At 48.8% G+C, this 14042-nt stretch carries 14 protein-coding genes; 3 read left to right on the forward strand and 11 right to left on the reverse strand.

Annotated elements, in window-relative coordinates; genetic code table 11:
* The first annotated feature begins 169 nt into the window (after positions 1-169).
* Both MHI55_RS30975 and MHI55_RS30980 read left to right on the forward strand, forming a co-directional pair.
* Positions 170-304, forward strand: a complete 135-nt coding sequence (locus MHI55_RS30975; protein WP_257467764.1) for a DUF2252 domain-containing protein — start codon at positions 170-172, stop codon at positions 302-304.
* Positions 305-330: 26 nt separating this feature from the next.
* Positions 331-693, forward strand: a complete 363-nt coding sequence (locus tag MHI55_RS30980) for a DUF2252 family protein (RefSeq protein ID WP_339190469.1) — start codon at positions 331-333, stop codon at positions 691-693.
* Positions 694-828: 135 nt separating this feature from the next.
* Here the strand turns inward: MHI55_RS30980 and rlmH are convergent, their stop codons facing one another.
* The 6 genes from rlmH to MHI55_RS31010 form a co-directional block, all read right to left on the reverse strand.
* Positions 829-1308: a 23S rRNA (pseudouridine(1915)-N(3))-methyltransferase RlmH gene (rlmH, locus tag MHI55_RS30985; RefSeq protein ID WP_076252167.1), complete on the reverse strand. Its 480-nt coding sequence runs from the start codon at positions 1306-1308 to the stop codon at positions 829-831.
* Between the two features lie 662 nt (positions 1309-1970).
* Positions 1971-2138, reverse strand: coding sequence for a CxxH/CxxC protein (locus tag MHI55_RS30990; protein ID WP_017691462.1), 168 nt, complete (start codon positions 2136-2138; stop codon positions 1971-1973).
* Between the two features lie 206 nt (positions 2139-2344).
* On the reverse strand, positions 2345-3316 hold the full coding sequence (locus MHI55_RS30995) for an MBL fold metallo-hydrolase (protein WP_340388227.1): 972 nt from the start codon (positions 3314-3316) through the stop codon (positions 2345-2347).
* 388 nt (positions 3317-3704) lie between these two features.
* Complete coding sequence (locus tag MHI55_RS31000; protein WP_340386931.1) at positions 3705-4883, reverse strand: IS110 family transposase; 1179 nt, start codon at positions 4881-4883, stop codon at positions 3705-3707.
* A gap of 346 nt (positions 4884-5229) precedes the next feature.
* Positions 5230-5754, reverse strand: a complete 525-nt coding sequence (locus MHI55_RS31005) for a hypothetical protein (protein ID WP_051449799.1) — start codon at positions 5752-5754, stop codon at positions 5230-5232.
* 299 nt (positions 5755-6053) lie between these two features.
* Positions 6054-7331, reverse strand: a complete 1278-nt coding sequence (locus tag MHI55_RS31010; RefSeq protein ID WP_036611896.1) for a trypsin-like peptidase domain-containing protein — start codon at positions 7329-7331, stop codon at positions 6054-6056.
* 716 nt (positions 7332-8047) lie between these two features.
* Here MHI55_RS31010 and MHI55_RS31015 point away from each other — a divergent pair.
* Positions 8048-8260, forward strand: coding sequence for a hypothetical protein (locus MHI55_RS31015; protein ID WP_036611899.1), 213 nt, complete (start codon positions 8048-8050; stop codon positions 8258-8260).
* Here the strand turns inward: MHI55_RS31015 and MHI55_RS31020 are convergent.
* The 5 genes from MHI55_RS31020 to yycF all read right to left on the reverse strand — a co-directional run bounded on the left by MHI55_RS31020 (position 8229) and on the right by yycF (position 13894).
* Positions 8229-9035 (reverse strand): MBL fold metallo-hydrolase, encoded by an 807-nt coding sequence (locus MHI55_RS31020; RefSeq protein WP_036671861.1) that lies wholly within the window; start codon positions 9033-9035, stop codon positions 8229-8231. The genes MHI55_RS31015 and MHI55_RS31020 overlap by 32 nt on opposite strands.
* 6 nt (positions 9036-9041) lie before the next feature.
* Positions 9042-9785 carry a two-component system regulatory protein YycI gene (gene yycI / locus MHI55_RS31025; RefSeq protein WP_036612041.1) on the reverse strand — a complete coding sequence of 248 codons (744 nt, stop codon included), beginning with the start codon at positions 9783-9785 and terminating at the stop codon, positions 9042-9044.
* Between the two features lie 272 nt (positions 9786-10057).
* Entirely contained in the window at positions 10058-11338 is a 1281-nt protein-coding gene (yycH, locus tag MHI55_RS31030) for a two-component system activity regulator YycH (RefSeq protein ID WP_076252171.1), read from the reverse strand.
* Entirely contained in the window at positions 11322-13172 is a 1851-nt protein-coding gene (gene walK / locus MHI55_RS31035) for a cell wall metabolism sensor histidine kinase WalK (RefSeq protein ID WP_036671863.1), read from the reverse strand. The genes yycH and walK overlap by 17 nt, the downstream gene beginning before the upstream one ends.
* Positions 13172-13894 carry a response regulator YycF gene (yycF, locus tag MHI55_RS31040; protein ID WP_017691453.1) on the reverse strand — a complete coding sequence of 241 codons (723 nt, stop codon included), beginning with the start codon at positions 13892-13894 and terminating at the stop codon, positions 13172-13174. The genes walK and yycF overlap by 1 nt, the downstream gene beginning before the upstream one ends.
* Positions 13895-14042 lie beyond the last annotated feature (148 nt).

Genomic DNA, 14042 nt, shown 5'->3' on the forward strand with positions numbered 1-14042 from the left:
TGGATTGTGGCCCTGATGTGCACTATGATAAGAGGCATAATTCAGGTTCTTATATACAGGGGAGCATCTTGATGGTAAAGCCAGTCATTGTCGACAATGACATTAGCACACGTACCAAGCTGCGCCGGATACGCTCATCTCGGTGCTGGAAGAGTTCGATGAGAGGTTTATGAAGCTGGATCAGAAGGAGCTTGCTGAGAATTACCGGAAAATAATGCAAACGTCGTTCTCCTTCTTCCGGGGAAGTGCCTATCTGTTCTATTATGATGCTACACGTCATTATTTCTCTATCACACATCGGTAGAACAGCCGACATGGATTCAGGGCGATTTGCACTTTGAAAATTTCGGAGCATTCTGTGATGAATCGGGCCAGATTGTGTATGATGTGAATGATTTTGATGAAGGCTGCATCGGCTCCTATCTGTATGATGTACTGCGGATGTCGGCAACCATTGCGCTAGGCCGCCGTCATCTTGGCTACGACCAGGAGCGCCAACTCGCCATGCTGGAGCACTATACGATGGCCTATTACAAGCAGATTCGCCGCTATGCCAAACACAAGGCGGACCCTGACAAATTCGTGATGGACAAGCAACACGCCAAGGGCTTGATCCGTAAGCTGGAGAGGCGTCAGCAAGGACACTTTCTGGAGAAGGTGACAGACCGACCGGGTGTCCCTGGAGAACAGTGAGCTGGTCGTGCCCACACCAGAGGAACAGGAGCAGTTGGAGAGTGCTTGGCCGAGGTATCTCTCCACACTTCGCTCTTCCATGGAGGAGACGGGGTAATATCGGATCAAAGATGTTGACATCAAGCAAATTTCGCCCTACTTGTGGTACGGTTCATTCCGATTTATCTTCACCGCGCGATAAATCTGCTCCACCAATACCAGCCGCATAAGCTGATGCGGCAGGGTCATGCGCCCGAAGCTCAAGCGCTGCTTCGCGCGGCGCAACACCTCATCGGAGAGCCCATGGCTTCCTCCGATGACAAACACGACATGGCTCGTCCCATACGTGCCGAGCTTGTCGATCTCCAATGCCAGCTCCTCGGAACTCCAGAGCTGGCCATCCAATGCGAGCGCGACAACATGCGCCTCGCTCTTCACATGCGCAAGGATGCGTTCGCCCTCGCGCTCTTTTACCGCCCGAACCTCAGCTTCGCTCAGGGTATCGGGCGCCTTTTCGTCTGCGACCTCGATCATCTGAAACTTGATGTACGGGGCGAGCCGCTTGGCATATTCCTGAATGCCCAGCGTGAGATATTTTTCCTTCAATTTGCCTACGCCAATAATCTGAATAAACATGAAAATCCATTCCTCCTAAATTGTCTTGCGAGATTTCCTATAAGTAAGATGCTTCATCGCATCGTTCGTTCCATCTGTAGTATACCTTTACTACATATTTCTCCAATTCTAACGAACCTCACACACCTTATTCAGCCCCATTTCGGCTACTTTAAAATCTAACGAATCTGAAACACACTATCTCAGTCAAAACAAGCGTTCCCCACCACTTTCGAGGCCTTTTCAGTAACATAAAGTGTCTACGATTCGTTAGATTTCAACCAGGCGGTATTTGCCACGAATAAGATCCGTCAGGTTCTTTAGAGTTACTCCGCTCCGCCACACCCACGTCACTACCCACATCGCTGTTACCCAACGGCACTTTCCCCCATGCCTCAGCGGCTTCCATTTCTATTACCTACAACTTGCACCTTTACTACAACCTAGCTCACTCCCAACTCGGCACCTACCTACCTTAATCTTCTCTTACTCTCGGCCTACTCCCACGTTAACCCCTACAGCTCCACGCTGCCTAACAACCACCACCAATTCCCCACACAAAGCCAAAAAGAGCGCTCATCACGCTCTCCTTGGCTTCTTGCTGTGATGTTCATACCGGATGGAAAGTCAGCCCGAAGCGCCACCTTAAGTCACGCCTCCAGCCATCTAAGTCCTACAGTACGCTAAACGACGAGGAATTCCGCGTGCTGTTCGCACTCGGCGCATTTAGCAGGCGGGTCCCAGTCGGCAAATTCCGTCTCCTTCAGATCAACGATATCTGGAGCGTCCTCATACTCATCGACAAACATGTCGATGGCAATGTCCACGTGTTCTTTGCATACAACGTACATCCGTTAAGCATCCTTTCTGTAACCAGCTATGTTCCCGATTCACAACCGCGTACCCCATTACAGGATAGCCACTTCTCAGTTCTATCACACCTGCCGCCGAAAAGAAACCCCTACACGCCTAATGACAGCAAAAACATCCCTCCCACTTAACAGGATAAGGATGTTTGCCTTTTACTTATACCGTTTCTAGAAGTCCATCGTTCTACTTAAGGCCAAGAAATTTCGCCTTTAATTACCTGAGCGCTCGTCTCCAGATCGCCTGTATTCGTAAAGTCCGGATATGCTTTTTCCATGGCTGCAATCAGTTCTTTAGAATCTTTGGCTGTCTCTGCCTCTGCTTCAAATTTAGCAATATAATCACGGGTGAATGTAACACTCGATATATCCCCGGCACTGGTACCCAGGTAATGACCTGGAATCACTCGCTCTGGATTCAATGCAATAATTTGGTCTAGCAATTGGCGCCAGTAGTCACGGCTCTCTGGCGTTTGGTTATCTGCAATCCAAACGTGCGAATTTTCGTAGACAGGAACACCACCAAGAACAGTCTTAATGGAAGGAATCCACAGGAACGTATGGGACGGATCGGAACCATCTAGACCAATAATCTCTACGGCTTCTCCATCTACAGTCATTTGAGCACCGTCAAGGACGTCCGGAACAATCTGTGCAGTTGGTGCATTTTCTTTCAGAATCGGATTCCAATAGTCATTCTTCACTTGAATTGTTTCCTTGATTCCTTCCACCGTTGCTGGAGTTGCAACGATTTTTGCATCAGGGAACGCCTCACGAATTACCGCTAGACCGAAGTAATAGTCCGGGTCCTTGTGGCTGATATATACGGCGGTCAGTTTTTTACCCTTTTCTTTAATCATTTTGACCAATTGCTCGGCATCATTCTTTTGGAACTGCGCATCAACGAGCACGATTTCAGTTGGACCTTCAATCAGGTTTGATGAAACGCCAAAAATGCTGTTTTCCCCAGGATTATAGGTAGTCACTTTCAGCTCCACCGCTGGTGTGTTTGTTTCCTCGCTCTTTGTATTTTCAGCACTAGCAGCATTGGATGAAGAGTCTTCCGCATTTTCGGTTTTACTTGCTGTACCCGCACAAGCACTCAGAATTAACATGAAACATAGAACGAGCATAATGCCCATTGATGATTTTTTCGTAAACATTTAATTGATCTCCCTCTCTTTATGTCGCCGCCGTTTATTCATAACAATGTATCCAGCAGCCAATTCCGTTGATTTTTTAAACCATCCTATAGTCTGGTTGTACAATTGCTTAGACTAAATCCCCCTTTAAATCACTATATGTAACTACTACAGTTACAACTTATATAATGTGATTATTATAGTTACAACTAACTGCGACTGTCAAGATATTTATTCAAAAAATCTACTTCTAATAACTTTTCCGCTACTCACAGACTTTATCAAAACAACAAAAACCAGCTAATGTTTGTCAAGCATTTCTGGTTGGATGAGTTCTCTTTTCGTGGTATACTTTTTCCGACCAACACGAATAACCTCCACGGCTATGGAGGTTTTGGTTAAATATGGATTACACTTGGTAGGGCTGGCCCTTCTGCAAGATGGCGAAAATGTGATGTAACAGCTTGTTTGCGCAGGCGATCACAGCCACCTTGTAGGGCTTGCCCTCGTTTCTTTTTTTCTCGTAGTACGAACGGATTCTTGCATTCGCATTCTTTCGCATTCCACATTGCACCGCTAAATATAGCGAACGTCTAAGCCTTTTAGAGCCTCGTTTCGTAATTCGTGTACTTGTCGCTGTGAACTTTCCTGAACTGAAAATCCCTGGGTCAAGGCCCGCAAACGCTACAAGTTGCTTCGCATCACTAAACTGTTTCACATCACCTAGTTCAGCTACAATGGCTGCGGCCAGTTTCGTTCCAATTCCCGGGATACTTCTCACTAGTCCGACTTCAGGCAGATTTTCTGCGAGTTCCTCCATTTGTTTTTCGAGTTCCTCCAGTTGCCGAATCATCGTCAACAATAAAGAGACCATTCCGAGCAGTGCCTTGCTTTGAGCGGGGCTACGCCGAATTTCTCTCCATTCATCCAGTACTTCCTCCAGTTTTTTCGATTTTTCATTGGTCCATCGCTTGGAATGGGATCGTCCCGAATTACCCTGAATGACTTCATTCCAATTCGTCACACTTCCCTCCAAACAATGAGACAGCACCGTCAATGATGTTGTTGAAAACACATTGTAAAATATCTGCTCATACGCCGGAAAAACTTGCTCCAGCAAGGCTCTGCTGTTCAGCTTCGCCTGCACAAAGATTCCCGTGACAAACTCATGCTGCCGAGTCAAATGCTGTAGCTCTGTAAACGTCTCATCCCAATTTCGATGCGGCTTCACGTCGCCGCGATAGTACATCTCTGCCAGATGCCAAGCATCTGCAGCATCTGTTTTAACTTTGCGTAACTGCGTTCCCTTCGCTCGCTTGGATTGCAAGGGATTCACAATGTAGTAGGTGTAGCCACTCCGATTCAGACAGGACACCAAGGCACGATGGTAATGCCCAGTCGCCTCCAAAACAACCACTGGAGCAACACCCGTTTCGGCTTGAAGGGCCCCTAACATCTCCGTGAATTGTTCGAATCCACTCGCAACATGCTCAATGACGATAGCTTTACCAACGGGCTCATTTCGTTTTTGAAACGCCTGTATCACACTTGAACCTTTAGCGACATCTACACCAACAACAGGTTCCATGTCCTCACTCCTTATCTTTCGTTTCGCCGGTCCTTTCCACGATGGTTCCAAACCCATAGCTTCGCTTGTTATACGGGGTCAACTGCCCCTACCAGCCCAAACATGGTCTTTTGGAGGTCGTGGGAGAACTGTTTTTGTTACGAGGTCCTAGCCCCTAAAACCGCCACGTTCTCCCGGCTTCCCCCATCGTAAAACGACCACAAAAAAAGGCCAACCAGTAATTACTGGCTAACCTGATAATACGAAAAACCAACCAGAATTTTCTGATTGGCCCCCATTTAACTTCCCCTAACCCTGTAATACGCTTTATTCCAAAGATTCATACTCTTCATGTCCAATACTAATTTTACTTCAATCCCGACTGCGCTTTCGTCAACAGCTTGCCACCTTGAAAAGCAATAACAGCATTGGCACCATTGCCGGCTGTGCCTTTATAGTTGTAAACCACCATATTCTCCGCTTCACTCAGCGCTTCACCTTCGCCGCCGAGGATCTCGATGACATCTCCCACCGACATGCCAACCTCAAGCTTCTCATACTGGGCAAAGGTAATCAGCACCCCATCGCCTTTCCCAGCCGATCCGTTGTTTCCCGATGTTACAGGCGTTTGACCACCAGCCTCACCTACCGCAATCACACTTGTACTCAACTCATTCAACTTGGTCTCAAGTGCTGCGATCTTTTGCTCCTGCTCAACGCTCTTGGCTCCCTGCTCCACCAGTTTCTTCTCAAGCCCTGCAATCTTCTCTTGCAGAGCACTTGTATCTACAGATGCTCCTGTCGTAGCTACCTCAGATCCACAGGCCGACAGCACAAACAGCGACAGCGCCAAGCTCGTTCCCCCAAGCATCTTTTTCTTCAAATGTTTCATCAAAAATACCCCTTCCATTCTGAAATAAAATCAGATCGACAAACAGATGTTATTGCATCAGCGACCGTCTCCAACATATTGACAACAGTTTACCACAGCCCTAGTCTTATGTATCTGCTCCTTTGGCTCCGGGTCTAACTGATCATGAGAATATAAAAATGGTTGATCTACTCATTTACTGTCGAACGAGCACATCCACCCATAACAACTAAAAAAGAGTGGTCAGTTGATCTGATCACTCTTCTAGCATTCCCTATTTCAATCCACGCAACAGTATGGGCTCGCTCGTTGATCTTCCCTTACTCCGGTTTATCCGTCAGCTTAACTGATACTTTCTCCGCTTTGCCATCCCGGTAGAAGGTCACTTCAATGGTATCTCCAATCTTCTTCTCATCGTACAGATACTTCCGCAGATCCAGCGTGGAGGTAATTTTTTGCCCGTCAAATTCCGTAATGACATCATTCAGCTTCATACCTGCTTCGGATGCCGGACCGGATGCTTCCAGCACAACCACACCGCTGTCCACATGAGATGGCAGCTTCAGATCCTTACGCTGCTCGTCATCCAGTGGTGCATAAGGGTTGCTCAGATCGACCGTGTACACGCCCAGGTATGGACGAGATACTTTGCCGTTCAGTAGCAGGGAATCTACCGTTTTCATCACTTCGTTCATCGGAATCGCGAAGCCAAGACCTTCAACGCCCGTATCCGAGATTTTCATCGTGTTGATGCCGACCACTTTGCCGTTCAAATCGACCAAAGCACCGCCGCTATTACCTTCATTAATCGCCGCATCCGTCTGGATCACGTTTTGCTCCCAGTCGTACACTCCGTCCTGATTAATCGATACAGGTAGAATACGATCCGTGTAACTGACAATACCGGATGTCAGCGTACCGCCCAGACCGAGCGGATTCCCGATCGCCAGCACCGTTTGACCGCGCTGAAGTTTGCTGGAATCGCCAATCTCCGCGACTGCTCCCAGCCCTTTATCTTCTGCGGATAATACAGCAATGTCACTTACACGGTCTTTACCGACCAGCTTCGCTTTATGTGTCTCCCCATCTACGGTCACAATCTCCAGATCACTCGCACCCTCCACGACGTGGTGGTTGGTCATAATGTAGGCCTTGCCATCTTCCTTCTTGAAAATGACCCCTGAGCCCAGCGCCGAATCTTCCATCGATAGACTGCTACCCGTTTTATGGTTCACAATGCTCACCACGGAAGGACGAACATGGGCTGCTGCCTGGATAATCCGGTCGTATGGATCAGCTGCCTGCGCTGTCTGTGCACCGCCTCCACCACCATTACCTGTAGCATTAGCCAGCGGTAACGAAGCAGGCTGTGTGATGAAGCTAAACAGCATGACGGTCACGATGGAGCTGATCACCGAGCTAATCACAGCTACCTTCACTGTGGAACTGATTCCCGTACGCGATCTGCGCGGATTGCTCCAGCGGTCACGTCCACGTGCTCTGCCTCCAGGGCGGATGATCTGAAGTTTGCCTTTCTGTTCAGGTTCGGCGCGTCTTGATACTTTGGTTGAATAAAAATCGTCTCCAAACAATCCCATCGTGATCCTCTCCCCTTCGTTGTCACGCATCAAGACCCTGACTGCCGCCTAAGTTGTCGCATGGTTCAACGATGGAGTTCTCACATACACCACTCCGCCAACAGACGAACCTTCCGATCGCTGTTACTCACAAATTTTTTTGATCCCCTCTTCCAAGGTAAAAATTTGTTCCTAAAGGCGAACACTCTGTTTCTTCAGGTTTCTTCTGTCGTCTTCGTTACGTGAAGACTCCAACGGTTTCCCATGCTTTTTTGCAATTTTAAAAAATGGTCTTGCATATCGCCGCATCCCGGCATCAAATCAAGATACAGCGTCTATGTACAACAGAACGGACACGCCATTCTGTCAGTGACTCTATCAATCATGCTCTCGCATTCTATGACATGCCATTTCACACGCAAAACAGCAAAAATCACAATGCTCCTCATATACTAAACACGTCAAATCACAAAAAGTTGCATATTTACGAAAATTAAAGCAAATTTCCGCTATAACGCGCTTAACAATAAAGGTCCATAGTATCTATCACCACAAAATCCGGTCCGCTAAGCGCCATTTTGGCAAATTTGAAGAACTTTTTCACCCTTGCATAGTCACAGGTTCAGCATACACGTCTCATCACACAAATGTTAGCGGCAAAAAGAGGAATGTTTTCCATCAAGCCTGACTACAATAATAGTAAAAGACAATTCGAAGCTTCATAGAGGAGGATATATATGGATCGCACACGTACACTCACAGCCATGGATGAAGTTCATATGGCGGCCAAGCTGGCCGATCTCAAGGAAGAACACTATCGAAATACCCTTGCACTCAGCACCATCATTGAACTACTTATTGATAAAGGCATCCTAACCCGCGAGGAAGTCGAGCGCAAAGCCGCCGAACTGGACAGCTTTATGGCTCACCCACCCTATCCCATGGCGTAGGACGGTCGTAATACGTATCACAGAGTTTGAACTCATGGTCCCGATAAAAGCATCCACGGCTCTCCATCGCGTCGCGCACCGACATTTTTGCCAAGTCCATCATATTATGATCTCGGCTAAGATGTGCCAAATACGTGCGCTTGATGCGTCCGTTCATCAGTTCACTAAGCGCTGCACCTGCCGCTTCGTTCGACAAATGCCCAATGTCGCTCAAAATCCGGCGCTTGGTGTTCCATGGATAACGCCCCATACGCAGCAATTCGACATCATGATTCGCCTCCAGCACCAGCACGTCAGAATCAGAGATGGCATCGCGAACCTTGTCGCTCATGTACCCGAGATCCGTTGCAACAGACAGCTTCTCCGTACCATCATCGAACGTATAACCTACCGGCTCAGCCGCATCATGCGAGATCCCGAAGGATTCCACGCGCAGTGAACCAAAATCATGCTTTTCACCCGTCTCAAATACCCTCCGGTTTTCCTCTGGAATCGCCCCAACCGACTTCTCCAGTGCCGCCCACGTATTCAGATTCGCGTAGATTGGTAAATTATATTTCCGAGACATCGCGCCTAGTCCTTTAATGTGATCGGAATGTTCATGTGTAACCAGAATCCCGTCCAATTCTGCCCCAGAAATCTCCCTTTCCTGAAACAGTGCATCCAATCGCTTCGCACTAAGACCCGCGTCAATCATGAGAGAGGTACCCCCATGTTGTATGACTGTGGCATTACCTGTCGAACCGCTGGATAACACGGTAAAATATATCCCCATAACGCATTACTCCCCTGGTTTGTCTGTCTTGGGACTGAAAACATCCCCACTGATGCCCTGCACGTACAACACTTCGCCACTTTCCAGCACGAACCGCCATGCCGGCATCGCTACCTGTATATCTGAATTGAACAACTGGCCGTAATAGCCCAGCTGAATATCTTTGACAATTGCATCATTTGGCAAAAAGTTCTCGATCAGCGTTCCCAGCGCCTTCGACGCCGGAAGCACCTGCTGATCGCTCTCCTCTGCGGTCGTAATCCGCACTGGAGTCTGACGGTAACCCGTTATTTTCTGGTCGCTGTAGAATAGCTCCAGACTCACATTGAAGAGCGGCCATTTGCCATCCACCAGTGGGTGAAGCACAAAAGCCCCATCCTCGGCCATCAACTGATCCAGCCGGTATGTCCCGATCTGTGGAATCTCACGCTCTAATGCATCTTCCAGCTCACTTTGAGAGAAGATTAACTTGCTATCTACAGGCTGTTCCAGTTCCATATCCACGCCAGCCTTGTCCTCTTCAATGAACTCATAGGACAACTTTGGCAGCTTTGGCGTTTCATTTGGAATCGGAGCCAGCACCTGAATGCCCTTCTCTTCCATCGCCTGCTGTGTATTATCTGCCAGTGAGGTGAAGTCCAGATTGGCTCCGGCCGTCTCCCGCGCATCCATCCAGATCTGGTATCCCAGCACCAGATTGAGCAGCAGAAAGGCATAGATCAACACATTTTTCGCCCGTCCCCAATCCAAAACATCCCCCCCTAACTTAGCTGCTTGCAATACTTTCTCAAGTTGCCTACACCTTCCACCGGAACTGGCCGTTTATAGCCTTTGAACTTAAAGCTATACGATAACGGAGAGGGCAGAAATAACCTGAAGAAGCGGAGCGTTCGCCTTTACCACCAGATTTCTCCCGTGTTAAAAGGGAATTCAAGAAATCTGGGGGTAACAGCGATCGGAAGGTTATTCTGCACGCGTAGTGATAAAGTACAGCTACTCTTTGGTTCAAAGACTATAACCTATCAAGAAACGGTGGTTTCCTCCCCGTTTCCAAAGCGGATCACCCATACCGGAATCAGCTTAAGTCCGTCCTCAATCGAAGAAGGACGATACGCCGGGTACACGTCCACGACCTGGCGATTCTCACCTGCTACCTTTTTAATAAGAGCCTTCAGCTTGTCTCCGCCAGGCAACTTTACCGATTTCTTCGTCTCTGCACCTTCGTTCAGGTATTCCAGTGATCGCTCATAGCTGGATACCGTCTCCTGCTGCATCTCCATACTGATCGTGCCAAAGCGGAACTGCATGGAATCCATAATCGGATAGCTACCATAATACTGTTGGAATTCAAGCTGCGTCTTGATGTCGGCGGTCTCCAGCATCATGCGCGAACGGCCTTTCCAGCCACCATGCTGATTCACAAAATCAACTGCAGACAACGCATCCTTCGCAGGATCAATCTGTCCCGCAGGCGGTGCCGCCGGATCGGTGTAGCTGATCCAGCGTTGCTCCTGTTTTACCTGCAAACTACGTTTACTGTCCGTGTAGATCTCAGATCCGTCTTTTTCCCGAATATTCCGGGTCATGCTTGGATCGAAGAACAGACTACGCTGCATCTGCTCAACCGTGAACTGCCCTGTCGGCACATCTGCCTCAATCGTCTCCAGAGCTTCGGCCGGGATATAATACCCGCCATCCATCAGCGTATATGGCGTCCAGTTCGTACCGAAGTCAACATGCTGCTGCACGTCTTGTACTGTAAGGTCCGCCTGCGTTGCTTCGTATACCACGTCTCCCTTGGCGCTGAAGAACAGCGCATGGGCCTTCGTTTCATTTTTGGACGTATAGATCGAGATTCGGTTAATGGTCTCCCCTTGGAACAAGGAATCCGTCCCAAGCCTCATCACCCGCTGTAACAATGCTACGGGAATACCTTCTTTGAACGATAGCTCAAACCCAGGGTTCTCCTTGCGAATCTGATCCCAGTTCACCGATTGCACACTGCGGCGCTGAAAATCATCGAACGCCCGCCCCTGTAACCGCGAATAGATTAACTGATAGAATGTATTGCCAGGGTAAAACACCGTATGTTTATCCTCACCCAGATGAATAATCATCTGATCAGGGAAGATCAATTCTTCAATATTTCGTTCCTGACCCATATTTTCCGTCTTCACATAGTTCGTTTCTGACGTCACAATGGAATCCCCGCCTCCGGGCAAACGGTAGATCAGAAAATAACTCTGAACCAGACTGGCTACAACAAGGGCAGCAAGCACCAAGGATTTAATCCGTTCCTTCACGGTGCTCACCCCCTTTCTCACGCATCGGCAGTGTGAACGTTACTGTCGTTCCCACATCTACTTCAGACTCCAAAGAGATGCTTCCATCATGTGCCTTCACAATTTCCCGGGCAATGGACAGTCCTAGCCCTGTGCCTCCCATACTGCGGGAACGAGCCTTGTCCACCCGATAAAACCGCTCAAAAATGCGATCCAGATCGCGCTGTGGGATACCCATTCCGGTATCCGATACCGAGATGGCAAGTGCGTGTTCATCACTGCGTCTAGCCGCAATCGTAATGGTGCCGCCTTCCAATGTATATTTCAGCGCATTGGATACGACATTATCCAGCACCTGATCAATCTGGTCACGATCCAACGGAACAGCCGGAATATCATTCTCTACAGACAGCACAGGCTGAATATCCTTCTGATGCATCTGAAACGAGAATCGATCCGTCACTTCCTCCAGCATTTCCAGGATATCGGTTGGCTGTTTACGTAGCAAAGCCTCTTTGGAATCCAGCCGAGATAGATGCAGCAGATCCGTAACCAGTCGTATCATTCGCTCCGTCTCGTTCTGAATAACACCAACGAAACGACCGGCAAGCTGCGGATCTTCCAGTGCACCGTCATCCAGTGCTTCCGCGTAACTCTTGATCGTGGTCAGTGGTGTACGCAGTTCATGGGATACATTGGCTACGAATTCACGCCGGGATGCCTCAAGCTCTTCCTGCTCCGTAACATCCTGAAGTACGGCAATCGTTCCCGTGATCCCCCGTTCACGTCGATGAACTGGTGTAAACGTCATCCGAATGACCACAGGTTCTTCTTGTCCTGCGGGTGCAATCTGCAACAACGTTGAACCTGTGAAACCACTCGCCAGAGCTTCCGCATCCTCCGGATCAATACCGAGTAATATAGCGAAGTGTCTTCCTTCAATATCCGCAGGATGCATACCCAGAATGCTGCTGGCACGACGGTTTACGAGAATGACTTTACCGTACTCATCCGTAGCCACCACACCATCACTCATATTCGTCAGAATGGAAGTCAACTTCTCCTTCTCCTCTTCATTCAGTGAAAGTGCGTCCCGAAGCCTACTGGTCATATAGTTAAAAGCCCGACTGAGCTGACCAATCTCATCCGTGCCAAATACAGGTGTCTGCTGATCGAAGTTACCTTCTGCGACCGCTGTCGCTCTCCGAGTCACTTCCTTAATCGGCTGCGTTATCGTATGAGACAAGATCACGCCAAGTACCGCCGTTAGCACCAAGGCAATCAAAATGCCGGAGATAAAGATTTTGTTGATTCCCTCCATCGTGGAATACAGCTCGTTCATGGATGCCGCGATGTAGACCGCACCAATGATCTTGCCGCCGGACAGCACCGGCTTGGCGACGACCTTTTTGCGAACATTATCCTCGTCCACGATATATTCCTCATTATCCCGAATGCCTTGCAGCGCACGGCTGACGACGGTCTGGGTGTTTTTGCGACCCACATAGTCCGAATGTGAACTTAGCGAGGTCGTGAGTACCTTGCCGCTGGCATCCAGCACCTGAATCTCGGCACCGTTAATGTTGAACAGGTTGTTCACCAGCACACGCAGATTTTCCGTTTTGTCCTCGCCAGCCTCTGCTTCTCCACCAGCCATCGTCTCCCCCACGAGAACCGACAGCATCTCCGCACGCGCCTGCAAGTCTTCCGTAAAGTTGCTCGTTAGTGAGTTCTTCATCGCGCTCACAAAATAAACCCCGATCAATTGCATCGCAATCAGAATCAGCAGTACATAGATAATTATCAATTTCGCCTGAATCGTTCGGAAGAACGAAAATCGCGCGAATCGGCCCATTATATCCCCACGCTTTTGGCACTGCGCACGAGATAACCGAGCCCGCGGCGAGTCAGAATCGTTTCCGGTTTGCTCGGATTCTCCTCAATCTTCTCACGCAAACGACGGATCGTGACATCCACGGTACGTACATCACCGAAATATTCATATCCCCATACCGCTTGCAGCAGATGTTCCCGTGTCATAACCTTGCCGGAATGCTTCGCCATATAATAGAGAAGTTCGTATTCACGGTGGGTTAGATCAAGCGGTTCTCCGCCTTTATAAGCCGTATACATGTCCATATCAAAAGCCAGATCAAATAGCCGCATGACCTGCTTCTCTTCGTCTTCATGCGCTTCTGCCGTAATCGCAAGCTTTTGCCGTCTGCGCATCTGTGCCTTCACCCGTGCAAGCAGCTCACGCGTACTGAATGGCTTCGTCACGTAATCATCCGCACCCAGCTCCAGACCAAGCACCTTGTCGATCTCGCCATCCTTGGCGGTAAGCATAATGATTGGCATCTCCAGATGAGCGCGCACCTCACGACAGACATCCATACCGTCCTTGCCCGGGAGCATCAGATCCAGCAGCATCAGATCCGGTTTCTCGGATAACGCCAACTCAACCGCACGAATGCCATCGAATGCACAGATGACCTCGTACCCCTCTTTTTCCAAATTAAACTTCAGAATGTCCGCGATGGGCTGTTCATCGTCCACCACCAAAATCTTCCCCTGCATCGGCTAAGTTCACCCCTATATCCAGCTTAATCCGCGTTAGCGTTTATATCTCTCTTCTATGTTTAGCTTGTACCAAGCCTGCTTGAATTGTTTCTCTAGTTTGTTGTTTATACTTTCTAGTTTAACATACCTGAAGCACCGTCACATC

This window comes from Paenibacillus sp. FSL E2-0151 (assembly GCF_037993015.1).
GTDB classification, from domain to species: domain Bacteria; phylum Bacillota; class Bacilli; order Paenibacillales; family Paenibacillaceae; genus Paenibacillus; species Paenibacillus amylolyticus.